At 60.2% G+C, this 23,302-nt stretch carries 23 protein-coding genes; 13 read left to right on the forward strand and 10 right to left on the reverse strand.

Annotation, left to right across the window (positions count from 1 at the left end):
- Nucleotides 1-150: 150 nt before the first annotated feature.
- The 9 genes from EB233_RS28380 to EB233_RS28420 all read right to left on the reverse strand — a co-directional run bounded on the left by EB233_RS28380 (nucleotide 151) and on the right by EB233_RS28420 (nucleotide 9,763).
- The gene (locus EB233_RS28380) at nucleotides 151-1,800 is read right to left on the reverse strand and encodes a peptidoglycan L,D-endopeptidase MepK (protein ID WP_064991383.1); all 1,650 of its coding nucleotides are present in this window, start codon (nucleotides 1,798-1,800) and stop codon (nucleotides 151-153) included.
- Between the two features lie 212 nt (nucleotides 1,801-2,012).
- Complete coding sequence (locus tag EB233_RS28385; protein ID WP_064991307.1) at nucleotides 2,013-3,149, reverse strand: hypothetical protein; 1,137 nt, start codon at nucleotides 3,147-3,149, stop codon at nucleotides 2,013-2,015.
- Between the two features lie 134 nt (nucleotides 3,150-3,283).
- A complete protein-coding gene (locus tag EB233_RS28390) occupies nucleotides 3,284-4,297 on the reverse strand; it encodes an acyltransferase family protein (protein WP_081294257.1) in 1,014 nt (337 codons plus the stop codon).
- 15 nt (nucleotides 4,298-4,312) lie between these two features.
- Complete coding sequence (locus EB233_RS28395) at nucleotides 4,313-4,981, reverse strand: methyltransferase family protein (protein WP_064991382.1); 669 nt, start codon at nucleotides 4,979-4,981, stop codon at nucleotides 4,313-4,315.
- 300 nt (nucleotides 4,982-5,281) lie between these two features.
- Complete coding sequence (locus tag EB233_RS28400) at nucleotides 5,282-5,821, reverse strand: prepilin peptidase (protein WP_064991305.1); 540 nt, start codon at nucleotides 5,819-5,821, stop codon at nucleotides 5,282-5,284.
- Between the two features lie 8 nt (nucleotides 5,822-5,829).
- The gene (locus tag EB233_RS28405; protein ID WP_064991304.1) at nucleotides 5,830-6,390 is read right to left on the reverse strand and encodes a tetratricopeptide repeat protein; all 561 of its coding nucleotides are present in this window, start codon (nucleotides 6,388-6,390) and stop codon (nucleotides 5,830-5,832) included.
- Nucleotides 6,391-6,443: 53 nt separating this feature from the next.
- Complete coding sequence (locus EB233_RS28410; protein WP_064991303.1) at nucleotides 6,444-7,394, reverse strand: type II secretion system F family protein; 951 nt, start codon at nucleotides 7,392-7,394, stop codon at nucleotides 6,444-6,446.
- An 18-nt stretch (nucleotides 7,395-7,412) separates the two neighbouring features.
- Nucleotides 7,413-8,384 (reverse strand): type II secretion system F family protein, encoded by a 972-nt coding sequence (locus EB233_RS28415; protein WP_064991302.1) that lies wholly within the window; start codon nucleotides 8,382-8,384, stop codon nucleotides 7,413-7,415.
- Nucleotides 8,384-9,763 carry a TadA family conjugal transfer-associated ATPase gene (locus EB233_RS28420; protein WP_064991301.1) on the reverse strand — a complete coding sequence of 460 codons (1,380 nt, stop codon included), beginning with the start codon at nucleotides 9,761-9,763 and terminating at the stop codon, nucleotides 8,384-8,386. The genes EB233_RS28415 and EB233_RS28420 overlap by 1 nt, the downstream gene beginning before the upstream one ends.
- 542 nt (nucleotides 9,764-10,305) lie before the next feature.
- Here EB233_RS28420 and EB233_RS28425 point away from each other — a divergent pair.
- The 11 genes from EB233_RS28425 to EB233_RS28475 all read left to right on the forward strand — a co-directional run bounded on the left by EB233_RS28425 (nucleotide 10,306) and on the right by EB233_RS28475 (nucleotide 18,646).
- Entirely contained in the window at nucleotides 10,306-10,530 is a 225-nt protein-coding gene (locus EB233_RS28425; protein WP_064991300.1) for a Flp family type IVb pilin, read from the forward strand.
- A 15-nt stretch (nucleotides 10,531-10,545) separates the two neighbouring features.
- The gene (locus tag EB233_RS28430; protein WP_064991299.1) at nucleotides 10,546-10,761 is read left to right on the forward strand and encodes a Flp family type IVb pilin; all 216 of its coding nucleotides are present in this window, start codon (nucleotides 10,546-10,548) and stop codon (nucleotides 10,759-10,761) included.
- A gap of 93 nt (nucleotides 10,762-10,854) precedes the next feature.
- Complete coding sequence (cpaB, locus tag EB233_RS28435; RefSeq protein ID WP_064991298.1) at nucleotides 10,855-11,895, forward strand: Flp pilus assembly protein CpaB; 1,041 nt, start codon at nucleotides 10,855-10,857, stop codon at nucleotides 11,893-11,895.
- Nucleotides 11,896-11,951: 56 nt separating this feature from the next.
- The gene (locus EB233_RS28440; RefSeq protein WP_064991297.1) at nucleotides 11,952-13,397 is read left to right on the forward strand and encodes a type II and III secretion system protein family protein; all 1,446 of its coding nucleotides are present in this window, start codon (nucleotides 11,952-11,954) and stop codon (nucleotides 13,395-13,397) included.
- Nucleotides 13,384-13,677 (forward strand): hypothetical protein, encoded by a 294-nt coding sequence (locus tag EB233_RS28445; RefSeq protein ID WP_064991296.1) that lies wholly within the window; start codon nucleotides 13,384-13,386, stop codon nucleotides 13,675-13,677. The genes EB233_RS28440 and EB233_RS28445 overlap by 14 nt, the downstream gene beginning before the upstream one ends.
- Before the next feature lie 71 nt (nucleotides 13,678-13,748).
- Nucleotides 13,749-15,212 (forward strand): TadE/TadG family type IV pilus assembly protein, encoded by a 1,464-nt coding sequence (locus tag EB233_RS28450; protein WP_064991295.1) that lies wholly within the window; start codon nucleotides 13,749-13,751, stop codon nucleotides 15,210-15,212.
- A 4-nt stretch (nucleotides 15,213-15,216) separates the two neighbouring features.
- Nucleotides 15,217-15,714, forward strand: a complete 498-nt coding sequence (locus EB233_RS28455; RefSeq protein WP_064991294.1) for a TadE/TadG family type IV pilus assembly protein — start codon at nucleotides 15,217-15,219, stop codon at nucleotides 15,712-15,714.
- A complete protein-coding gene (locus tag EB233_RS28460; RefSeq protein ID WP_081294256.1) occupies nucleotides 15,708-16,343 on the forward strand; it encodes a TadE/TadG family type IV pilus assembly protein in 636 nt (211 codons plus the stop codon). Before EB233_RS28455 ends, EB233_RS28460 begins: the two co-directional genes overlap by 7 nt.
- On the forward strand, nucleotides 16,340-17,503 hold the full coding sequence (locus EB233_RS28465; RefSeq protein ID WP_064991293.1) for a CpaE/TadZ family protein: 1,164 nt from the start codon (nucleotides 16,340-16,342) through the stop codon (nucleotides 17,501-17,503). The genes EB233_RS28460 and EB233_RS28465 overlap by 4 nt, the downstream gene beginning before the upstream one ends.
- Nucleotides 17,487-18,077 (forward strand): L,D-transpeptidase, encoded by a 591-nt coding sequence (locus EB233_RS28470; protein WP_064991292.1) that lies wholly within the window; start codon nucleotides 17,487-17,489, stop codon nucleotides 18,075-18,077. The genes EB233_RS28465 and EB233_RS28470 overlap by 17 nt, the downstream gene beginning before the upstream one ends.
- A complete protein-coding gene (locus EB233_RS28475) occupies nucleotides 18,074-18,646 on the forward strand; it encodes a hypothetical protein (RefSeq protein WP_064991291.1) in 573 nt (190 codons plus the stop codon). The genes EB233_RS28470 and EB233_RS28475 overlap by 4 nt, the downstream gene beginning before the upstream one ends.
- A gap of 38 nt (nucleotides 18,647-18,684) precedes the next feature.
- On the opposite strand, the gene EB233_RS28480 is transcribed toward EB233_RS28475, so the two are convergent.
- The gene (locus tag EB233_RS28480; RefSeq protein ID WP_064991290.1) at nucleotides 18,685-19,221 is read right to left on the reverse strand and encodes a hypothetical protein; all 537 of its coding nucleotides are present in this window, start codon (nucleotides 19,219-19,221) and stop codon (nucleotides 18,685-18,687) included.
- A 443-nt stretch (nucleotides 19,222-19,664) separates the two neighbouring features.
- On the opposite strand from EB233_RS28480, the gene EB233_RS28485 reads away from it, so the two are divergent.
- Nucleotides 19,665-21,113 (forward strand): TolC family protein, encoded by a 1,449-nt coding sequence (locus EB233_RS28485; RefSeq protein WP_081294255.1) that lies wholly within the window; start codon nucleotides 19,665-19,667, stop codon nucleotides 21,111-21,113.
- A 40-nt stretch (nucleotides 21,114-21,153) separates the two neighbouring features.
- Nucleotides 21,154-23,286: a type I secretion system permease/ATPase gene (locus tag EB233_RS28490; RefSeq protein WP_081294254.1), complete on the forward strand. Its 2,133-nt coding sequence runs from the start codon at nucleotides 21,154-21,156 to the stop codon at nucleotides 23,284-23,286.
- Nucleotides 23,287-23,302 lie beyond the last annotated feature (16 nt).

Consider the following 23,302-nt stretch of genomic DNA (forward strand, 5'->3'; position numbering starts at 1 on the left):
TTCGATTTCCAGTGCAACTCGGCCAGCAAGGCTTGGTGCCTCGGCAAGGTTCTTCTCGGAGCCGGAAGATACCTTGCAGGGTCCGACGGATGGCTCAGCAGCGGTTGTGTCGCCCATTACAACGCCGGATCGAACGGGCGCGTTCGCGTCCTATTTGAAGCTGGCGATGGGCAGGAATTTCACCGCCGAGCCGGTGAAACGGCGGTGATCGGACGCCGTCTGCCCCCGCGGCTGGAAGCCGTCGAGGTAGACCTGCTCCGGCGCCGTGAGGATGAAACGCGCTGCAATGACCGGCGCCGATGCCGATCCGCTGCCACCGGCAATGCCGCGACCGGTCGACGACACGGGCACGATGACGGCGGTGGCCTCGGGATCGAGGCGCGGCTGGACGCGGTCGGCCTTGGGGCTTGTCCTGACGCGATCTTCGGGTTTCGACGCAGGGACCGGAGCGCGCTGGCCGGACAGCATATCGAGCCCGTCATCGGGGTGATGCATGGCCAGCAAGGCACCGACCGCATCGGCGGATTTGGTTGTTTCCGGCTGACGCGCCTGATTTGTCTGGCTTTGCGGCCGCCATGTCGGCACCGGGATGTTGAGCGCCACCATCTCCGGTGCGACGCTCGCGGCGGCGGCATCCGCCTTTCCCGAGGGCATTTCGGCATTGGCTGCACCCGGCTCGGCCGTGGACGCGCTGGCGATCGCGAACGGCGCGGTTCGCGGCACCGGAATGCTGGACGTGGCCTCGGCGCGGGGTGCGAAGGCCGGCAGCGGTACCGCGCTGGGCGCCATCGCCATGACGATTGCTTCGGGCGTCTTGCTCTTTTGCTCGACGAGGGGTGCTTCAGCCGCAGCGGCGGAAGCCATCTGGATGTCCGCGCGCTGCGCATGCTCGGGCGACACGATGGCGATGGCCTGTCCGGCCGGCTTCGGTTCAACGGACTTGGGCTCAACCGACCTGGCCGGTTTGCGGGGCGCCGGCACAGCTTCCGCGATGTCGTCCGCCTCGTCCGCGCCGCGGCCGCCCAAAAGCGTCGCCAGCAGACCGCGCGCCGGCCTGCGTTGGCCGTCGGCACTTGCCCGCTCGATATTGGCGAGTTCGATATTGGGCGTGCCGGCGGCCTTGCGCGATTTGTAGGCGGCAAATGCCTGCTCGTAGCCGGGCAGCGGCCGGCCGTCGCTCGGCACATGCAATGTGTTGCCGTTCGGGAAGACCCTGGCGAGTTCCTGGCGGCTGATGCCTGGCCAATGCCGGACATTGCCGACATCCATGTGGATGAAAGGCGACCCCGAGGTCGGGTAATAGCCGACGCCGCCGCCCTGCATCTTGAGGCCTATGTCGCGCAGTTTCTTCAACGGCACGTCCGGCAGGAAGAAATCCATCGCGCGGCCGACCATGTGCTGGCTTTCCTTGGCCACGCCTTTCGAGCGGCCGCGCAGCATGGCGTTCGTCGCCGGCGAACGATAGGCGCTGACCACATGGATATAGCCCGTCGAGCCGCTGGTACGGTAGGCCTGCCAGACGAGGTCGAGCAGGCGCGGATCCATCCTGGTCGGCTCGTTGCGGCGCCAGTCGCGCAGCATGAAATTGATCTTCTGCAGTCCCGCCTGATCGTAGCGGCCATTGCGCTTGAAGACGATCTCGGCCTTTTCACCCGTATGGAGATGCTGAATCTTGAGAGCGCGCGTCTCGGCGAACGCGCTGGTGACGCACAGGCAAAGGACCGCGACGACGATGGCCGGCAACCATGTCCAACGGTGGGAAGCGCCGGGCGCATTCTGTTCGCGTTCAATCACGGTCATGCCTTGCATTCTGTTTCGGGCGATTTGACGTCTTCGCCGGAGCCATCTTTCCGAAGCCCGCGACTGGACGACAGCTTGGCCAGGCCGGCGGGCATCCGTCGCGCGAACCCATCCTGTCGATGAACAGCATCTTGGTTAATGAATCGTGTCCGCACCGGGATTGGGCCTGCCCGCCGTGGTGGGCATGCCTGGAATGAATTCAACCGATCGCTTCAGCGGAACAGATATTTCGAGACTTCCGGATTGCCGCGCCGCCACATCACATTGTCGAGGAAATAATGGTGCACGTTGATGAAAATCCAGGCGATGAAGAGGAAGAGCGACGAGCCGAGCACCGCCTTGTCATAGGGGACCAGGTCGATCAGCATGATAGGCACCAGCCAGAAACCGAGCGCGCCAAGAATCCCGCCGACGATGATGAAGGTCGTTACCCGCAGCCTGTAGAGCGCTCCAAAAATCGACAGGATCTTCAGTTCCGGCTTTTCGATGGCGTCCGCACGATCACGCTCGACGTTGGTCTGGTAGCGCCAGACCACGGCAAGGTACTGCAAGGAATGCATCGCCGGCACGACGAGCAGCCAGAGCGGGTTCAGCGTCACGAACAGGATCCAGGCGTAAAGGGACACGACGTAGGCGACGACGCCATTGTAGGGCAACACCCCGCCATGCTTGCGCCAGCGGTTGATGAACATCACGGCGGTGGCCGCCGAGGAGGCTGCGGCGATCGCCATGGCGAGGGTGATGAGCCAAGGCGGGACCGCGAAGGTGTAGTACTGCAATCCCCAGAACTGCCTCTCGGTGATCACCACATTGGTCTGCAGCCATGCGAACAGCCACACGGCGTAGCCGTTGAACAGCAATACCTTCTTGTCCTGATCGCTGAAGAACTTGCGCTTCAGCACGGCGTCCACCATCAGCATGCCGTAGCCTTGCTTGACATAGTGCCAGCCGACGAAAAAGCCCATGGCGTTGGTCGCATTGCCGAGCAGCCGGACGTTCCCCGTCAGCGCGCCATAGGCAAAGAAGGCGGCCATGGCGACGGGCACGACAATGCCGGCGATGATGTAGCGGAGCTGGAGACTACGGCTGTAACCGTCGCCGCGCACCTTGCGCGCGAAATTGCGATAGAAGATCTGGTAGGAATGCCCGAAATGCGGTTGGTTTATGACATGGGAGAGCAGCAACATTACTGCCGCCAGAAGGCTTTCGTACTCTAGCGGGACAAAATACAGAACTGGCAAGATCAGAATCGCGCTGCCACCAAGCATGAGAAAGTCGATGAACGGGCCAAAGAGATATTTTTGCGGGGTGGCCGCGACCGGGGCTTCTGCCGAAAGGTGAAGTGTCATATTGCCTTCCCTTATGGTGGTTGCAGATCGACGCTCTCGTCAGATGGTAACTTACACAACTGCCTACCAAAATGGATGCTCGGCGGAGCCAGTTGCACTTGGCGGCAGCCTGGCGCAAGCACAGAGGATATCCGCTAATTCGGCGATGCCAAGCCAGACGGACGGAAGCCAGTTTCCAGAGAGGGATCATGCCGGCGCAGGAATTTCCGAAGTGGCAACTCGAACCGAATGTACATTCGCCAAGCGAAAAGAACTGATGTGGCTGTGCCAATCACGATGATCAGGTCCGGAGGAATCGGAAAAGCGGTCCACACCATCAGAAGCAGCGTTATCGGCAAAGTGTGGATCAGATAGAGCATATAGGAGGCATCACCGAGAACCGTCCATGCGCTCGGCTGCGCGTCGATCTGCATCGTGCCAAAAACGATCATCGCCGCCGGCAGACCATAGACCAGCACACGCTGGAAGCCGTTATCGCCGGCGAGAAACTCCATCGTTCCCCCTCCCGGTGCCGCCCCAATGAATCCAGCAGCTATCATCGCCACGGCGCCGACCGGCAGGCACCACACCGCCGATTTCCACTTAGGCGCATAGGCGAGCGCGACACCCAAGCCGAACTCTATGATCAGGGGGTTGCCAAGAAACTGCGGCACCGGACCCGCCGAGCGAAATATCATTGCGAGGCCGAAGATACCGACTAGTACCGGCAGCAATCGGCGGTCGATGAGAACGATGGTTGCGGCGGCGTAGAACAGCATTTCGAAGCACAGCGTCCAGGCCGCAGGCAGCGCCGGCGCGGTCATCTGATCGGTAGCCGGCCACAGCAGGAGTGTCGCTACCGCGTCCCGCCAGCCGAAGCCGGTTTTGTAGGCGACGATCGCATAGGGGATGCTGATCAGCAGGTAGAGCGGAACAATGCGCCGGAACCGTCTCCAGGCGAAAGATCGCCAAGTCAGGCCGGGTGCCGTCCTGGCAATAATCACCCCCGATATGACAAAGAAGATGTCCACGCCTGCGAAGCCCACCACCTGGAAATCGCGGGGCAACAGGCCGTTGGATCCAGTGACTTGCACGGCAGTCTGCGCTGCGTGGACATAGACGACCATCAGCGCGGCAACGAAGCGAAGTACTTGCAATGACCAGATCAACAGGGCGCGTCCTGATTATTGGCCGCCAGAGTTTGGTATGGTTCCGCCAAGAAATTGCGGCAAAAGCATGGGGACCCGTCGAGCGTAATCGTCGTATTCCGGGAAGGTTTGCTGAAGGATAGACTCTTCATTTCTTGCGCGTCTGTATTGGAAAAGAAATTGGAGCGCGCCCAGCGCAACCATCAGCGCTGAAAAATGCGAAAGTATCATCCCGAGAACGAATATCGCCTCGCAGATGTAAAGCGGGTGGCGGACAACCGAGTACGGGCCTGTGGTAACGAGGCGACGAGCCGTTGCCATAAGTGAGAATGAACGACCGAGCCAATAAAGACAGAAAATCGAACTTGCGGTACCGATAAAGACCAGGCAAAGGGCCACGACTTGCGCGCCCTCGTTCTGCAATGCCGGCGTCAGATTCAAGGCAAGCAGGATCATAAATGTTCCAGCTATCGAGGTTAGTCTCGGTTCAATTCCCTGGGCTGTTCCTTTTGGCGGAAGGCGGGTGACGGTCATCACAAGCATCAGCAACAGAAACACGGTTGACGCCACTTGAGTGACGATTGCGAGTGAACTTGTTGAGGTATCCTGGCGGAAATAGTGGAACAGAGGTAGCGCGCCGGACGTCGCCATAACCGTCATGACAAAGACGATGGCAATACGGCCAAGAAAATCCTCGTTCAACATCTCCATCCCCTTCCAAGGCAATCATTGAAACATTACTTGCGCGCTCCGACAAGAATATGGTGTCAGAAGAGTTAACGGCTATATCGCCTCGATCCTTGATTAATCTGCTCGGCCTATCGAGGCCAAGTACCCCAACCTTCTTCCCGTGCTTCGTGTCCTGGCGCCGATCTCAATTTTGATTTCAGGCATTGCGGTGATCGCACTTAACCCTCACAGCGCAGCGTTTGCGTTTTGGTTGACGTTGCCGGTGAATGTGGCTGGATGGCCCTCGCTTGGCACAGCGGGGCGGACTCCTGCCGTTCAGTTAAGCTGATTCAAGATTCCGGAACTGGTGGCGACCACTAACGCCGAATATATCTGCGTAGCCATTGCGCAGATGGCGGCTGCCGATATGGGCACGCCAAACGGTACGACGCCTTTACGATCCATGTGCTGCACGTATTGGCGAAATAGTCCTGCCGGCAGCAAAAAGGGATTCTTGACGAGCGTGGCCGTGGCGATTGCAAAGACCAACAGCAACACGGAAAAGACAGCGAGGTTGCTTCCGCCAACCAGAAACGGCGTGACGCTCAATAGCTTCACATCGCCGGCTCCAATCTTGCGCAATAGCCAGAATGGAAAGAGCGCAGCGAACAGGATCAGGCCGCCAAGCGCACTGATGCCCATCTCGAGCCACGAGCCAGTCTGCACGGAGTGCAATTGCAGCGCGCCAAGTCCCAGGCACAGCAAGAGCAACACGTCACGGTTGGTGATCTTCTGCACCGTGAAGTCCCTCCAGGCGATTCTGGCAAGGATCAAAATGGCCAAGGCTTTGAACAGGAGTGCAGCGGAAAGCAGCATCGGATTGGCTACCGCTCTATGTTCTGCACGCTGGACGACAACAGCTTCAGATTGTTGGCCACGGTCGGATCGTTGGGTGCCAGTTCATAGGCTTTGAGGAAATTCGTGCGCGCATCCTGCAGCTTGCCGCGCAGCAGATAGGAATAGCCTACATTATTGTAGTATTCGGGCGACGCACCAACCAGCCTGAAGGCCTTGGCATAGGCCCGGTCGGCGAGATCGAAGCGGTGGATGCGATCGCAAGAAGCGGCCAACCCCATCCACGCGCCGCCGTCATTGGGAGCAAGCTGCGTCGCTTTGAAGAACAGCGCACCCGCATTGCCGTAATTTTCCGCGCGGAACTGGTTCTTGGCTTCGGCGACGGCCTGGTCCGACGCATAATATTCAACGTCGCTGACCGTCTTCAAACCATCGAAGGCGTCGCCAAACGACGTCACGTCGCCTTTCGACGGTTCGTTGGTGCGGACGACACCCCCCGTGGTGTCCGTACCATCTGTCTGACAGCCGACAAGCGCCATCATCAACAGACTGGCTGCGGCTGCGACTGAGAGGCGCACTGGCGCTGTCATTTTATCCCCCAAGAGCCATCCGACTCCATTTTAGAATCAAAGCATATACCCATCTAGAAGAAAATGCCTTTCATGCGGATGATCACGGGCAACATGATCACCATCATCACCACCGGGAAGATGCAGAGCCCCAATGGGATCATCATCTTGACCGGCAAGGCATTGGCCCGTTCCTCAGCATGAAGAATTCTCTGGCTGCGCATCTCTTCGCTGTAGACCCGCAAAGCGTCGGTTAGGCTGGTGCCGAGTTCTTCGGACTGCCGAAACAGCACCGCCAGAGCCCGCGCCTCGTCAAGACCGATTCGGTCGGCGAGGTCGCGCAGCGCATCCCGCAACGGCTTGCCGGCACGCAACTGCAGATTCATGATCGAAAGCTGGATACCAAGCCATTTATGCGTGCCAGCGAGTTCGCTGCTGACACGCTCCACAGCCGCCTCAAGGCTCATGCCGGCGTCGGCGCAGGTGATCATCATATCCATGAAATCGGGGAAGGCGCGGCGATAGATCTCCCTCTGCGCACTCTCGAAGCGATCGAGCAGGATACTTGGAACCACGATGCATGCGAGCCCGAACAGAGCGGAACCGGCAAAACCTATGAAACCGGGCATTTGAGGCGGGAGAACTCGCGACAAGAGCGCATAGGCAGCCAGAAAGCCAGCACAGGCGGCGGCAAGCCGTGACAAGGTGTAAATGAGCGGCGCGCTGGTCTGATAGAAGCCGGCTCGAAACAGCTTCGCCTCAAGCGCATTTGGCTCGTCCCGCTCCTTCTCCATCGACCGGAAATAGGCGTCGACCGGCCGTTGCGCGGAAATCTTCGCGAGCATTTCCTGTCCGGCGAGCGAACGGCGATCGGCAATCCCTTCGGACATCAGACTTTGTGTGACCAGCGTCCGCGTCTGCAGCGCCGGCAAGAAGACAAGCGCGCCGAACAGGAACAGCGCAACCGCCGCCACAAAGACGGCGACAGAGATCAGAATGCTCAGATCATGGATGTTCGAAAACAAGGTTGTGTTTCGCTTCCGTCAGAAATCAAAATTGACCATCCGGTACATGATAAAGTCACCCAACAGCGCCCACAGTCCGAAAATCGTGAACACTGGCAAGATAAGCGGACTGCCCCAGACGCTGCCGTAGTAGGACGGGGCAAGCAGTTGAAGGATCAGGAACATAACCACGGGAAACAGCGAGATAATCCACGCGGACACGCGGCCCTCTCCCGAAAGTGCCCGGATCTTCATCTTGAGCTTCTGCCTGTCGCGCAGCACCACGGAAAGATTGGATAGGATCCCGGTAAGATTGCCGCCCGTCTTGGACTGGATCGAGAGCGACACCGACAGCAGGTGAAGACCTTCGAAGCCCACGCGTTGCGACAACTTCCGCACCGCCTGCTCGATACTCAGACCAAATGTGATTTCATCGGAAACAATGCCGAATTCGGTGCCGAGCGGATCGGGCATTTCGCGAGCTACGAGCGCGACCGCGACCGAAGCTGGATGTCCGGCCCGCAGCGAACGGACGATCATGTCGAGCGCATCCGGGAGCTGTTTTGCAAATTTCTGAATCCGCTTGTTGCGGGCGCGGCGGAGAACGAGAAGCGGCAGCCCTATTCCGATCACCAGAAAAACGATGAGCGACGCCAGCGCGGAGAAATGCAGCAAGATCGACATCAGCAACGCAATCGCCAGTCCAGCGCTGAGAAAGGTCGCGGCGAACACCATCGGGTTTCCAGTAATACCGGACTGCGTGTAAAGCCTGTTCAGCCAGATCATACCAAAGAGAAAGTCGCCCGACTCCGTCAACCCACGTTCGCGCAACAATCCCTGCAAGGTCTGTTCCGCCGGCGCTTCCTCGGCAAGCCGCCGCAGCCGGTGGTTGATCACGCCAATCCGGGAACGGCGGCCGGCAAAGGAAAGATATAGGGCCTCCCCGGCGAGAATGACCGAAGCGGCCGCAAGCATATAGATGAAGTATAGCAATTCCTGGCCGGTCAGCATCAAAGTGCAACCTGCGGATTGAAGGCATCCTTGGCAAAATGATGCCCCAGCGTCGCTGCCTCCGGAGCAAAACGCGGGCGAACGCCGGTGGCGCGGAAATCCCCGATGACCTTGCCGTCCGCTGTCACCTCGCGACGCACGAAGTTGTAGATCTCCTGGAGTTGGACGACATTGCCTTCCATGCCGGTCAGTTCGGATATGGACGTCACGCGCCTGCCGCCGTCCGACAGGCGTTGGGTCTGCACGATGATGTCGATAGCGGAAGCGATCTGCGCCCGGATGGAGTCGTGCGTCATGGGCATGCCTGCCATGCCGACCATCTGCTCGAGCCGCGAGATGGCATCGCGCGGCGTGTTGGCATGGATAGTGGTCATCGAGCCTTCATGGCCGGTGTTCATGGCCTGCAGCATGTCGAAGGCTTCCTCGCCGCGCACCTCGCCGACGATGATGCGATCGGGCCGCATGCGCAGCGCGTTCTTGAGCAGCTCGCGCTGGCGAACCTCGCCCTTGCCCTCGACATTGGGCGGACGCGTCTCCAGCCGTCCGACATGCGGTTGCTGCAGTTGCAACTCCGCCGCATCCTCGATGGTGATCAGGCGCTCCCGCGCCGGAATGTAACTCGACAGTGCGTTGAGCAAGGTGGTCTTGCCGCTGCCGGTGCCGCCGGAAACCAAGATCGATTTGCGTGCCTGGACCGCGATGCGCAGCAGCTCGATCATTGGCGGTCGAATGGAGTTGAAAGCCATCAATCGTTCGAGCGAATAAGGGTTCTTGGAGAATTTGCGGATCGATACAAGTGGGCCGTCAACGGAGATCGGTCGCACCGCGATGTTGACGCGCGAGCCGTCATCCAGCCGGGCATCGACCATCGGCGACGATTCATCGACGCGCCTGCCGATGTTCGAGACGATCTTGTTGATGACACGCAGCAAATGCGCCTCGTCGCGAAACCGGATTGCCGTCTCTTCGACGATGCCACGCCGCTCGATAAAGACGCGCTTGTGGGTGTTGATCATTATGTCGGTGATCGTGTCATCCTTGAGCAGCGGCTCGATCGGCCCGAGCCCGAGCATCTCGTCGGCCGTGTCGCTGGTCAACTGATCGAGCTCGCGGGCATTCAACGGCACGCTATGGCTGCGCACAAACTCGCGTACGATCGGCCTGATCTCGGTTAGGATTTCGTCCTTGGAGGCCGTGTCGAGCGCGGAGAGATTGAAGCGGTCAATCAAATGGCGGTGCAGTTCGACCTTGAGCGTCAGGAAATTATCGCCATCCGATCCGACGTCGGCGGAAGGCGCCGGGGCAACAGGAAGAACCGCAATCGAGTCAGCCCTTGGCTCGATCCGCGCCTCGCCACCCTTGATGAACCGCCCCAGCATAATCCCCTATACTCCCCTCCAGCGCATATTAGCGGAAACTAAACGTTAACCAAGCGGTGCACAAGCGCCCGGGCGCCTCACGCCCGGTCATTACTTTCAACATAGTTAAGAACCGCCGTCAGGAAATATCGTTTTTATTTATGGCCTCCACGCATCAAAACATGAGTGGCTTACTGATCTTTAGGTCTCTCCGGGTCTATGCGTGCTCTGACGTCGCCAGTCGTTCCATAATTGGCTATAACCCCTTAGATATAAAGGGGTATGCTATTCTGCTAAAGTAGGCGTACCTAAATTAGCGTGTCGACATAATTGTGAATGAATGGTTAAGAGCGCTTGAAAAATTAGACGAATCAAGCTCTTGCTGAAATTTAAGGTCGCCCTGAACTCGAAAGTTCATGTATTGGAAAGTTAAGGAACCCTTAATCCCATTTGACACTGCAATTTCTCGGGACCTAGGATCGAGATGACGGGGGATGCTTGGGTATGGGGTTCATCCTTGGCTCTGTCTCGTCGGGTTCAAACCTCCAAAGGGAGAAATTGACATGAAGAAGCTCATGACGATGACCCGGCAGTTCCGCGACGACGAAAACGGCGCTGCTATGGTCGAATACTCTATCCTGATCGGCATCATTGCCGCGGCATCGATTGTTGCGGTCATCGCCATCGGCGGATGGGTCGGCAGCCAGTTCACCGGCCTCTGCACGAAGCTCAACGGCAAGGGTCTCGACGCTGCTGGCACCGGCACTGGCGCTTGCGTCCCGGGTTGATCAGGAGTGGTAGCCATGAAGTGGCTTATCGAAGTAGCCGGGCAGTTCCACGACGATGAGAGCGGCGCTGCCATGGTGGAATACTCTATCCTGATCGGCATCATTGCCGCGGCATCGATTGTTGCGGTCATCGCCATCGGAGGATGGGTCGGCAGTCAGTTTACCGGCCTTTGCGCGAACCTGAACGGCAAGGGTATCACTGCCGCCGGCGCTGCCGGTGGCACTTGCTAGAACTCCCTGGGCCGGAATCACTCGATTTCGGCCCAGCATTTTACACCATGAAGGGGCTTACATTCGCCCGGCGGGCGATGGTGGGGTGGGAAGATGCGTGCCAATACACTTATCATGATCGTTCTCGCCGGCGTGTTCGGCGTGCTGGCGGTGGTGCTCGCCAATATCTGGCTGGCCAGCCAGCGCAATGCCATGGCGCGGACGGATGACGTCCCGCGCGATACGGTGGTGGTGGCGGCTGTCCCTTTGAAATTCGGTGACATGCTAAGCGAGGACAAGCTGCGCGAAATCGCGTGGCCGGCAGGGGCTGTTCCGGCAGGCGCTTTCAAGACGACGAAAGAAGCTCTGGCTGGCGAAGGCACAAGGCAGGCTTTGCAGGCGATCGGCACCAACGAGCCCGTGCTGGCCACCAAGATCACCGGCCCCGGCCAGCGCGCCACGCTCTCGGCGGTGCTTGGCGAAGGCATGAAAGCCGTTTCCATCAGGGTGAACGACGTGCTTGGCGTCGCCGGCTTCGTCTTCCCTGGCGACCGCGTCGATATATTGCTGACTCGCACGGTGCGTGGCGACGACGGCGCCGACAGGAGCTTTGTCGACGTGCTGCTGCAGAGCATGAAGGTGCTCGCCGTCGACCAGGTTGCCGATGTGAACAATGACAATCCGACCGTCGTCAAATCAGTGACGCTGGAAGCCAGCACCAAGGATGCGCAGAAGCTGACCCTGGCGGCCGGTGCCGGCCAATTGTCGCTGGCGCTTCGCCAGGCCGCCGCCAGCAAGGGTGAAACGACCGAGCGTGTGACGCTCTCCGATCTGACCGGCGAAACGCCGGAGGACGTCGCCAAAAGGCAGGCCGAACTCGACAAGAAAGCAGCAGCGGAAGCTGCGGCTGCCGAGGAACGCAAGCGCGCCGATGACAAGATTGCCGGGCTGACCCAGGCCGTTGAAAAAGTCGGAAGCCGCCTGGACGAGTTGGGCAAGGTCAAGCCCGCTCCGGCCGTGGTGTCGACGCCGGAAGTCCGGGAAGTCGTCAAGGAAGTGGTCAAATACGTCCAGCCCGAACCGCCCAAGACCGTGTCAGTAGGCGTGTTCCGAGGTGTGAAGCTCGACACATATGACGTTCCGCGACAGCCATAAAGGACGCGCGGCGACGAATTAACGCTGCCACGGCGGCGGCGATTGGGGAGACGGGGATGCAGGGGACTTGGTTGAGGAAGGCGGCAGTGGCGTTGTCCTGTCTGGGCGCGTTGTTGCTGACGAGCCTTGGGGCCGATGCGGCCGACCGGTTCATCGACGTGTCGAACCCGAGCGTCCATCGTGTTTTCCTGCCGATGTCGCAATCGGTGACGCTGCAGGTGAATGCCAATCTCGGCGACATCGTCGTCGGCGATGAGAAGATCGCCGATGCCCAGCCGATGACCGACCGCACGCTCTACGTCATCGGCAAGGGCGCCGGCACCACCACGGTCAATCTGTTCTCTCCTGAAAAACGCTCGCTCGGCGTCATCCAGATCGAGGTCGGCGTCGACGTCAGCGACATGGCGGCGGCGATCCGCCAGGTGTCGCCGCGATCGCGCATCGAAATAGGCTCGATCAACGGCAAGGTCAGGCTTGGCGGCCATGTCAAGGACGCCGCCACGCTGGCGGCCATCATGGAAGTCGCGCAGCAATATGGCCCTGACGCCATCATCAACTCAGTCACCGTGGATGATAGCCAGCAGGTCAACCTCGAAGTTCGCGTGCTGGAAGCCAAGCGCAACGCTGGCCGCGATCTCGGTGTGTCGTTCAGTGGTACCAACGGCAGTGGCTCGACCCGGCTTGGAACCGGCATCGGTACGGTCGACAAGAGCGGAGAGGAACTCGGAGCCGGCGGCTTGGTCAGTGGCCTTCTATCAAAGTCGAATCCCTTCGCTGCCCTAATCACCCAGGTGATCGACAGCCACCTGAAGGTCGACCTGATCATTGAAGCGCTTGAAGCCAAGGGCGTCGTGCGGACGCTCGCGAATCCGAACCTCACCACACTTTCCGGTGAGCAGGCCAGCTTCAACGCCGGTGGCCAGGTCCCCATCCGCAGCGTCGACGCCAATGGTCAGATCCAGATCGAGTACAAGCAATTCGGCGTCAATCTTCTGTTTACGCCGGTCGTGCTCGACGACGACAAGATCCATATCAGCTTGGCGCCGGAAGTGAGCGACCTGACCAGCTTCACCACAGCAGGTGACCCGATCTTCACCAATCGCAAACTGTCGACCGTGGTTGAACTGCGTGATGGCCAAAGTTTCGCTGTGGGCGGGCTCCTGTCGAGCAAGACGACGAAGCTCCAGAACCAGGTGCCGTGGCTCGGCCAGGTGCCGGTGATCGGCACGCTGTTTCGCAATTCGAGCAGCCAGAAGGAAGAGACCGAGCTGGTCGTCATCGTCACGCCGCACATCGTGCGGCCGGTGAAGCCCGGCGAGCAGCTGGCGACGCCGTTCGACAAGACGCGGCCGGCCAACGACCCGGAATTCTTTGCGCTCGGTCAGCTCGAGGTGAACAAGGACATGATCCGCAAGTATGAAACCGGAGACGGCGTCACCGGCCCCTACGGCCACATGCTCAACTTCAAATCGAAGGACAAGATGCTCTATGTCAAGAAATAGCGCCTTGATCCTCATCCTATGCGCCGGTGCGCTGTCGGGCTGCGCCGCGGACTATCTGAACCATTACGACACGGTGACCTTGGCCGCCGGCGACACGCAGAAATACAATTCGCTGCTGCAGACGGTCGATCCGCTCAATCCGGCCTCCAGGAACACACATATCGAAGGCGATGGCACGCGGGCTGCCGCCGTTGTCCGAGCCTACAAATTTCCGCCGCCGCCACCGCCACCGCCGGCGATCACGGTCAATGTCGGCGGGTCGGGTGTGACAAAGCAGTGAACTGAACGGAAGGATGCGGAGGGCGCCGGGCATGCGAGGGGCCCTTGCGCAGGAAAGCAGAGAGTAAGGTCATGTTGGGGACCATTCGTGCCTTCTGGAAAGATCAACGCGGCGTAGCGATGATCCTGGTGGCCATCATGCTGCCCGTGCTTATCGGTTTCTCGGTGCTGGCCATCGACATGAGCCGGGTCAACGGGCTTCACAACGATCTGCAGAAGGGTATCGACGCGATGGCGCTGGCCGCCGCGGCGGAACTGGACGGCAATGCGGATGCGATCACCCGGGCCAACCGGGCCGTTACCAGCCTTCTGGCCAACAAGACGCTGTTTTCGACATCGGGCGATCATCCAATCGTCTTGGCTGACGTCACGGTCACCTATCTGACCGGCATACCGGCGAGCGATGACATTACCCTGACTGCCGCTGGTGTCGACTCAAATGCCGTGAATTGGGCCAGCACCGATCCCAAGGCTGTAAAGTTCGCGGAGGTGACTGTGAACGCATCGGGTGCGACGGACGGCGCGGGCGCCTTCGCGACGATTTTTCCAGCCAGCTTCGTCGGCAGCACCGACAAAATGGACGTGCGGCCACAAGCGGTGGCGGGATTCACCAACGCGTTGTGCCAGTTTACGCCGATGTTCATCTGCAATCCCTATACAAGTCTGGGCGCATTGCAGACTGCGATTTCAGGGACCAGCAAGCCGATGATCTGGCTCAAGGAGCAGCAAGGCGGAAACAATGCTCAATATGGCCCTGGCAACTATGGCTTCCTTGCAACACCGGAGGGAGACAAGTCGACTCAAAAACTGACTGAAATGTTTGCCGTGACCAGTCCAGCGGCTTGCTTCAGCCAGAATGGGGTCACAACCCGCCCGGGCAATATCCCTCCGGTAAACGATGGCATCAACACGCGCTTCGACATCTATCCCAATGGCAATAGCGGCAAGCTGGATCCCACGGATGCTCCGCCAGCTCCGAATGTCCGAAAAGGCATGGTTGTTTCGCCCGGCAAGAACTGCAGCTATAGTGCACCCAACAGCGGGCAAGCCAATAATTACAAGGCTTTGCCTCGGGATAATTGCTTCTATTCTGGCGGCTGCACTCAGGCGGGCGTGCTCGGGAATGGCGCCTGGGATTTTGCTGGCTACTGGTCCGTGAACCATGGCAATGCCAGCACTACCGGTGTGATAACGTCCTGCGGCGCAAGCCCCAGCCGCTATTGCGTCTACAACTACGAGATCAATAATCCTACGTTGAAAAGCGGGCAGGAGAAAACACCGCCACAGTGCAACACAACCACGCAGACAGCTGACCGCAGGCTTCTCTACGTCGCGATCATCGACTGCGTGGCCAACACCGTACAGGGCGGCAGCCAGACCTTGCCGGTGCAGGCTTTCGCCAGCGTGTTCGTGACGGAACCGGCGGGCGGGTCCCCCAACGCCGACATCTACGGCGAGTTTCAAGACATCAGCACCATCGCCGGCCAAAACACGCTGAAGAAGCTGCAGCGCAACGAAGCGCAATTGTACCGGTAGCGCCATGTTGATCAAACTCAAGCAATTCCTCCAGCGGTTCCACCACGACGAACAAGGTGCTGCCTTGGTCGAAATCGCGATCGTCACGCCGTTCGTGTTGCTGTTGTCGGCCGGTGTCTTCGAATTCTCCAACATCTTCAACACGCGCCTGCTTCTCGCAGCGGGCGTCGAGGATGCCGCGCGCTACATGGCACGCTGCAGCAGTGACTGGAATACTTGTTCAGGGTTGGCAAAAAACCTGGCCGTGAACGGGGCCGTCACGGGCGGGAGCGCGAGGGTCACCGGGTGGACCACGGGCCAAGTCACCATCACGCCAGTAGTATCGACCCCGGCGATCGATACCGCGACCGGTACCGAGCTCTATCTCAGCAGCACCACCAACGTCGTTGTCGTGGAGGTCAGCACCTCATATCCGTACCCTACGCTGGGCCTCTGGTCTTATCTTGGCTTTGCCAACTTGACGCTCACTGTGTTGCATCAGGAGCGTGTCCTCGGATGGTGATGTCGCGGGGCACGTTCTGGAGAAACCAGTCCGGCGCGACAATGGTCGAGATGGCCATTGCAATGCCCATGCTGATGACTCTGCTGCTTGGCTTCGTCGACTTTGGCTACGCCTTCTACCAATGGAATGCTGGCAACAAAGCAGTGCAGGCGGGCGCGAGACTGGCGCAGATTTCATCTCCGATCGCCAGCGGCCTTCTGCTCGAGGCAAAAACCCCCAGCAACTCGCTGGATGTGGGAAACGCGGTTCCAGCCAACACTTACAGCTATATCTGTACGGCCAGCGCCGCCGGCGCTGTATCTTGCACCTGCGGAACAGGTGCCACATGCCAGAATCTCAACGTGAACCAGGCCGCCTTCGATTTTATCTTTAACGGCAGCGCCACCCGGCCGGGAATGCTGACATTCCTGCCTACCCTCCTGAAATCCGAGGTCCAGATCCAGTATCAGGCTTCCGGCCTCGGCTACTGGACGCGCCCCAACGGGCCGGTACCCACGATCACCGTCAGCATCCAACAACATCCTTTCCAGTTTTTCTTCCTGGCCGGTTTTCTCGGTCTCGGAACCATCACCATGCCCTCCATGCTGAGCACGGTCACGGGCGAAGACATGAAGAGCACCTATCCATGAATGCCATGAACACCAAGGTTACGCCGACCAAGCGAAAGCAGGTGGCGCTGTTCTCATCCGATCCGAACTTCAAGCGCGAGGTGACGACGCGACTCGATGCGCTGGCGATCTATGACGTCCGGATTTCCGAGACGGATGACTTCCTCAAAGGCCCGCCGGCCGATACGCGCCCGGGCATCGTCATCCTCGATCTCGGCGGTGGCGAACTGCTGGCAAAGCCCGGCATCGTCGAGGCGCGCGCGCTGTGGGCAACAGTGCCGCTGATCGCGGTTTCGGACGAACTGACCTCGGAACAGACGCGCGTTCTGGTGCGCATGAACGCTTCGGACTGGCTGCACAAGCCGCTCGACGGCAAGGAACTGCTCAACGCGGTGACCTTCCACGATACCGGCAACCAGGGCACGAAAAGCCGGATCATCACCTTCATCAGCGCCAGCGGCGGCGCCGGCGCCACGACGCTGGCGCTGTCGGCGGCCGAACACCTCGCCTCGAAATCGACCGAGCGCGCGGCGTCGACCTGCCTGGTCGATCTCGATTTCCAGAGCGCCAATTGCGGCGCCTACCTCAATCTGTTCAACCAGTTCGACCTGACCGGCATCATCGGCCAGCCGGAACGGCTCGATGTCGAGCTTATGGATGTCATCAAGCTGTCGCGCCCGTCCGGCCTCACCCTCTATGCCTTCGAGCGGCCGCAGCTGCCATTCGAGCCGCAGGGCAGCGATTTCGTCTTCCGGCTTCTCGACCTCGTCGCCTACCGGTTCGACGACATCGTCATCGACCTGCCCAACATCGAAACGCCCTGGCACAATTCGGTGCTGTCGACCAGCGACGAGATCTTCATCGTCTTCGAACTCAACGTCGCTTCGCTGCGGCAAGGCAAGCGGCTCTACAAGAAGATCCGCGAACTGCGCGGCAACGCGGTCAGCATCACGCTCGTCGCCAACAAGCACAAGCGCAAATGGTTCGGGAACCATTTTTCGCGCAGCGAACTGGAGAAGATCTTCAAGGCGCCGCACATCAAATCGGTCGCGCTGGACAATGCCCTGCTGAGCGATGCCTTGAACCGGGCGATCCTGCCTTCCGAAGTGGATGGCCGCGCCCGCTTCAACAAGGATCTGAAGAAGATGTTCAAAGAGCGGCTCGATGACGCTGCCCGGTAGCTACCGGATCGCCCCAAGACTGGCCGGCGCTTGGGTGCTGGGCATCACGCTGGCGCTGTCGGTCCAGGGCCTCGCCCAGGCGCGAGCAGGGCTTTCGGACCGGCCGCCGCTGCCGGCAATGGGCCCCAGCCTGCGCAAGGCGGTCGCCTTCGCAACCACCGAGCAGCCGGGAACGATCATCATCCGCAAGAGCGAGAAGGCGCTTTACCTGGTGACCCGCCAGGGCCAGGCGCTGCGCTACCAGATCAGCGTCGGGCGTGACGGATTTGGCTGGACCGGGGTGGTGAAGGTCGGCGCCAAGACGGAATGGCCGCAGTGGCGTCCGCCCCGGGAAATGCGCGCCCGCCAGCCGGAGCTGCCGGAGCTGGTGCCGTCTGGCCCGTACAACCCGCTCGGCGCAAGGGCGCTGTATCTGCTTCGGGACGGACGCGACACGCTCTACCGCATCCATGGCACCAACGATCCCTCGGGCGTCGGGTTCGACGGCACGTCGGGTTGCTTTCGCCTTACCAACACGGATGTCATCGATCTCTTCAAGCGCGTGCCTGTCGGCACCAAGGTGGTGGTTCAATGACGACGATCAGCGACCCGGACGTACCGACCATCACCGCCGAGCCCCTTGAGCCGCAACTGCTAGACCGCGCCAGAAGCAGATCCCGGCTGGCCGTCGTGGTCGGCGTCGGATTGACGCTCTTCGCCGTGCTGAACGCGACCACCGCCGTCTATCTCTACCGGGGCATAAACGACCTGCGTACCGTGGAGGGACGTCTCGAGGAACTTGGCGCGTTCGAGCAGCGGATCGGTGCCCGGCTCGACACCGTCAACAACGGCTTCCAGAGCCGGTTCGAAAAGCTGGACAGCCAGCTGCAGGGAAGCTTCAACGAAATCAACGGCAACATAGCCCGGTTGGAAAAGAACCTTCCACCGACCGACGGTAGCGGCACGTCGAGCGTGTCCGAACCAGTCGTTGCGGCAAACAACGTCGCTGAAGCGTCTCCCAGCAGCGTGATCGCCGCGGAACCCATTGTCGATACGCCGCGGCCGCCTAAGAGGAGGATTGCCACCGCGCCCCCTGCCCCGAATCCGGGCTATCAGCGAACGGAAACCCCGGACGGCAAGGTCTATTATCGAAAGATCAATTGAGGCGCGTCGGCGTTTCCGGCGAAGCCCGAAGCGCCGGGCTAGATATCCCGCCCCAACGTCACCAGACGCAAGGCCAGGGATTCGCCGCGCAATCGCGTTTCGCGAAGGAAGGCGACGTGGCAGTACGCGCAGGCCGCGAAGCCAAGAAGGAGCACGAGGCTGTTCTGCCAGGTAAAATCGACCTTCAGGGCAAATGGAAGGCCGCTGGACATCGGAAATGCCGCCACCGTGCTCGCCGTCTCAGAATGACTGCTGGAAGCGATCATCAGCCCGGCAAAGAGCAGCGCGACGTGGTTGGCCAGGAAGAAGGCGGACGCCCGTCGCATGTGGCAAGCGCTCCAGCACGCCAGGGCCGTGGCAACCAGGATGACGGCATCGAGGGCCATCGAGCCGCCCAGATACATATCGACCTGTTGCCAGAACATCGCCGACAAGGGGCGCAGTTCCAGCCAGACCCTCCACATGGCAGGGCTGGCGGGATAGGCTCCGAGCAGCATGGTCGCTATTCGCTCGCACGCCAGAATCACCAGGATCAAAGCTGGAAAAGCGAAGAGTAATAGCGGCCTGCGCTTCATTTTATCCTCGACAATCTAACATCAGCATAGATTGCGGAGGTTGCGCGAAGCTTAACGCCGAGGCGCCACCATGGTCGTGCTTGGGAATTCGCGCAGGCACTCCTCAATTCAGCATCAGTCCGCCGTGCGGCCGCGGCATGAGCTTGGCCGAAACCGCCATCAGATTTGCAAGACGCTCGTGCGGTCTTCATACGATTGCGTTTGCATCGAGACGCCGCTTCATCTCGACTCCACACAGGCGGCGTTGGCCGAGGGCCGCAGCGCCCCTTTTTGTGCCATTTTTGCTACATTTTCCAATCTTGTGGCCGAAATCCTGGATTCAGTAACCTCTAAATTAATAATCACTCACATATTTCTTGAATTTGTTGGATAGTCGTTGGACAGGCTCAGGCTTGGTTCCGCGCTCGAAAAAGGGCGCGGGGGGAAACGTTGGGGCGGGCTAAATGAATACGACAAGCATATCGACTGTTGGGAAGCGGCTTGGTCTTTTGATGGCCGCGACGATGCTGACCTGCGCAAGTGCCAGTGCACTTACGCTCAAGGAAGCGGTCGCGGTCGCGGTCGAATCCAATCCCGAGATCGGGCAGGCCATAGAAAATCGCGAAGCAATCGAGTTCGAATTGCGGCAGGCCAAGGGGCTCTATCTTCCGAGCGTCGACCTGGAAGCGTCGGCTGGCGCCCGCCGTCTCGACAATTCCTCGCGACGCGCGCTCTCGATAGGGAATGACGCGCTCTATCCGGCGGAAACCGATCTGACGGTTTCGCAGACGCTCTATGACAACGGCGCAAGGCGCGCCGAACTCGATCGCCAGGCCTCGCGCGTCGACGGCGCGTCGTTCCGTGTCCTGGAGCGGTCGGAGTTCATCGGGCTTTCGGTTGTCCAGGACTACCTCGAATACATGCTGCAAGCTTCGATCGTGGCCGAGGCAAAGAAGAACCTGGGCTTCCATCAGGCGATTCTCCACGACATCCAGGAAGGCATTGCCGGCGGGGGCTTGAACGAAGCCGACCGGCAACAGGCCGAAGAGCGTCTGTTCGCGGCCAAGGCCCGCATGCAGGAAGCCGCGGAGGAGTTGGAAGCTTCAAGGATAAGGTTCTTCAAGACGGTCGGGAAGCCGCTGACCGATGCATCGAGGCCGGCCGATGTTTCCGGCGCGCTGCCAAGGTCGCTGGACGATGCGATTGGCCTTGCACGGGAAAACAATCCGCGGGTCCACATGGCCGATAGCGACATTGCCGCGGCGGCCTCGCTGGTGGACGCGGCCCGGGCGAAATTCGGCCCCTCGATCGTCGCCGAAGGCGTGGCTCGCGCCGGGTACGACATCGACGGCGACAATGGGGACACGTCCGACCTGCAAGCACGCCTGGTGCTGCGGTGGAATCTCTACCGGGGCGGCATCGACAAGGCCAATGAGCAGGAGCAGATCCGCCGCACCAGCGAGCAGCGGCTTGCGCTGCATCAGGTGCTGCGGGAAATCGAAGAGGCCGTTCGCACGTCTTGGGATCGCCGCTTCCGGCAAGCCGACCTGGCGAAGACCCTGAAGCTGCAGGCCGCTACCAACGAGAAGCTGGTTGCGTCCTATCGCGAGCAGTTCAAGGTCGGCCAGCGCTCGCTGCTCGATGTGCTGGACGCGCAGAACACGCGCTTCAACACGGCGACGCTGGCGGACACCGCATCCTACGCCTCTCTCTTTGCCCAATACCGGCTTCTGGCAGCGACAGGGCAGTTGCTGAAAACAATGGACATCCACCCGCCAAAGCAGGCCACTGCCTACGCACGAACCGAGTTCGCCGCACCGGAAACGGCCGACACCGAGACCTATGCGCGGACGCCATCGGAACAGAAGAATGACCTGCCGTTCGATATTCTGGCACCGGTCAGGAAAAAGTGAGCGGATGTAAGGACCGATCGAAAGTCCTTGTGGGCGGATCGTGAATCAGCAACCCAACATCCTCTCCCCGAAGGAGGCATTCAAGGCCTGCTTCTCGGCCATTGCCGGATATCTCGGCAGGCCGAGCGCGCCCACTGTGCTGTTCGCCGGCGTGCCGCTGTCGGACACGCGCATCGACATCGACGCCATCCGACATCTTGCCGAGCGCATCGGCCTTGAAATCACCGAGTTCAGCCACCGTGACTTTCTTCGCGGACGCATCGACCTCCCCGCCATCGTGTTTCGCACCAGCCAATTGCCGATTGCCCTGCTGGCCGAAACCGAGGACGGCGCATTCACCACCGCTCCCCAGGAAGACGGCCGCATAACGATCGCGAGATCCGAGCTGGCGGCCAGCTATATCAGTGGCGGCGTCTCCTTCTCGATAACCTATGCCAACGCCGCCGAAGGGATGAACGTCGGTTCGGCACCGAAGATCGAGCGGCGACATTGGCTGACGGGAACGATGGGCCCGTTCTGGCGCACCTATTCGAAGGTTATCCTGGCGGCGGTCTTCATCAACATACTGGCCATCGCCTCGCCAATCTTCACCATGAACGTCTACGACAGGATCCTGCCGAACAAGGCAATATCGACGCTCTGGGTGCTGTCGATCGGCATCGGCGCGGTCATCCTGTTCGATCTGCTTCTGAAGACCGCCAGGGCGTCCCTCATCGATTATGCCGGGCGCAAGGCCGATTTGCGCATTTCCTATATGCTGTTCGACAAAGTGCTGAACTCGTCCCTGTCGGCCCGGCCCGGCTCGACGGGCGAATACGCAAATCGGGTGACGCAGTATGAATTCGTGCGCGAATTCTTCACGTCCAACACCATCAGCGTATTCATCGACACCGCCTTCGTGTTCATCTTTCTCCTGGTCATCTATGCGATAGGCGACTGGCTGGTCATCATACCGGCGCTGGCCTTCGTGGCCGCGGTGATCGTCGGACTGATCACGCAGCGGCGCATCGGCAAACGCGTCGCGGCCTCCATGAACGAAGCCTCGCAACGGCAGGCCCTGCTGGTCGAATCCATCTCCACGCTGGAGACGATCAAGTCGCTGCGGGCCGAGGCGTATCTGCTGCGGAAATGGGGAGAGCATTCCAAGAACGCGTCCAACACGTCCGAGAAGATCAAGCAGCTCTCGGCGGCAGCCGGCAATATAACGCAGGCCATCCAGCAGCTGGTCACCGTTGCCCTGATCGTTGCAGGCGCCTATGCCTTCTCGGAAGGACACGTCTCCACCGGAGCCATCATCGGCACCGTGATGCTGGCCAGCCGGGCGGTGGCTCCACTCGGGCAGATCGCCATCACCCTATCCAGACTTCGCCAGGCAATGCTCTCCTTGCGCATGGTGAACTCGATCATGGCGCAGCCGGAGGATCGCCCCGATACGGTGGGTTTCGTCAACCGCCCCATCCGCAATGGCGCCATGGCGTTCAGGAATGTCGGCTTTGTCTATCCCGGATCCGAGAACGAGGTCCTGACCGGTCTGAACTTCTCGGTGAGGCCCGGTGAGCGCATCGGCATCATCGGCCGCATAGGTTCGGGAAAGACAACCATGGGCCGGCTGATCGGCAGGCTCTTCCTGCCGACTTCAGGCGAGTTGCTGCTGGACGGGATCGACGTCCGGCAATACCACCCGTCGGAGGTTCGCGCCGCGGTCGGCATCGTCGCTCAGGCCAACGATCTGTTTTCGGGCACCATCAAGGAGAACCTCCTGATGGCATGTCCGGAGGCGACCGACGAGCAGATCGTCGAGGCGGCCAAGGCTGCCGGCGTCGACGATTTCGTCTCTCGCCACCCGCGTGGCTACGACATGAATGTCGGCGAGCGCGGCACCAATCTCTCGGGCGGACAGAGGCAGACGATGGCGATTGCCCGTCTGTTGCTGACCAAACCGAAAATCGTCTTCCTCGACGAACCGTCGGGATCGATGGACCTGGCTTCCGAGCGGCAACTGATCAAGCAGCTCAAAGTGGCTTTCGACCGGAACACGACGCTGATCGTTTCAACCCACCGTTTCAGCATGCTCGAACTGGCCGACCGTCTTATCGTCATCGATCAAGGCAGGATCGTCGCCGACGGACCAAAGGATCAAGTGATACAGGCGCTGCAGAAAACAAGCACCTGAAGACAGACTTATTTGA

Origin of the sequence: Mesorhizobium erdmanii, assembly GCF_013170725.1 — a bacterium.
Taxonomy (GTDB): domain Bacteria; phylum Pseudomonadota; class Alphaproteobacteria; order Rhizobiales; family Rhizobiaceae; genus Mesorhizobium; species Mesorhizobium erdmanii.

Bases quoted from the DNA above. Each gene is read 5' to 3' on its own strand.
- EB233_RS28380 (WP_064991383.1), bottom strand. From the start codon at position 1,800: ATGACCGTGATTGAACGCGAACAGAATGCGCCCGGCGCTTCCCACCGT.
- EB233_RS28385 (WP_064991307.1), bottom strand. From the start codon at position 3,149: ATGACACTTCACCTTTCGGCAGAAGCCCCGGTCGCGGCCACCCCGCAA.
- EB233_RS28395 (WP_064991382.1), bottom strand. From the start codon at position 4,981: ATGTTGAACGAGGATTTTCTTGGCCGTATTGCCATCGTCTTTGTCATG.
- EB233_RS28400 (WP_064991305.1), bottom strand. From the start codon at position 5,821: ATGCTGCTTTCCGCTGCACTCCTGTTCAAAGCCTTGGCCATTTTGATC.
- EB233_RS28405 (WP_064991304.1), bottom strand. From the start codon at position 6,390: ATGACAGCGCCAGTGCGCCTCTCAGTCGCAGCCGCAGCCAGTCTGTTG.
- EB233_RS28415 (WP_064991302.1), bottom strand. From the start codon at position 8,384: ATGCTGACCGGCCAGGAATTGCTATACTTCATCTATATGCTTGCGGCC.
- EB233_RS28420 (WP_064991301.1), bottom strand. From the start codon at position 9,763: ATGCTGGGGCGGTTCATCAAGGGTGGCGAGGCGCGGATCGAGCCAAGG.
- EB233_RS28425 (WP_064991300.1), top strand. From the start codon at position 10,306: ATGAAGAAGCTCATGACGATGACCCGGCAGTTCCGCGACGACGAAAAC.
- EB233_RS28430 (WP_064991299.1), top strand. From the start codon at position 10,546: ATGAAGTGGCTTATCGAAGTAGCCGGGCAGTTCCACGACGATGAGAGC.
- cpaB (WP_064991298.1), top strand. From the start codon at position 10,855: ATGCGTGCCAATACACTTATCATGATCGTTCTCGCCGGCGTGTTCGGC.
- EB233_RS28440 (WP_064991297.1), top strand. From the start codon at position 11,952: ATGCAGGGGACTTGGTTGAGGAAGGCGGCAGTGGCGTTGTCCTGTCTG.
- EB233_RS28445 (WP_064991296.1), top strand. From the start codon at position 13,384: ATGTCAAGAAATAGCGCCTTGATCCTCATCCTATGCGCCGGTGCGCTG.
- EB233_RS28450 (WP_064991295.1), top strand. From the start codon at position 13,749: ATGTTGGGGACCATTCGTGCCTTCTGGAAAGATCAACGCGGCGTAGCG.
- EB233_RS28455 (WP_064991294.1), top strand. From the start codon at position 15,217: ATGTTGATCAAACTCAAGCAATTCCTCCAGCGGTTCCACCACGACGAA.
- EB233_RS28460 (WP_081294256.1), top strand. From the start codon at position 15,708: ATGGTGATGTCGCGGGGCACGTTCTGGAGAAACCAGTCCGGCGCGACA.
- EB233_RS28465 (WP_064991293.1), top strand. From the start codon at position 16,340: ATGAATGCCATGAACACCAAGGTTACGCCGACCAAGCGAAAGCAGGTG.
- EB233_RS28470 (WP_064991292.1), top strand. From the start codon at position 17,487: ATGACGCTGCCCGGTAGCTACCGGATCGCCCCAAGACTGGCCGGCGCT.
- EB233_RS28475 (WP_064991291.1), top strand. From the start codon at position 18,074: ATGACGACGATCAGCGACCCGGACGTACCGACCATCACCGCCGAGCCC.
- EB233_RS28480 (WP_064991290.1), bottom strand. From the start codon at position 19,221: ATGAAGCGCAGGCCGCTATTACTCTTCGCTTTTCCAGCTTTGATCCTG.
- EB233_RS28485 (WP_081294255.1), top strand. From the start codon at position 19,665: ATGAATACGACAAGCATATCGACTGTTGGGAAGCGGCTTGGTCTTTTG.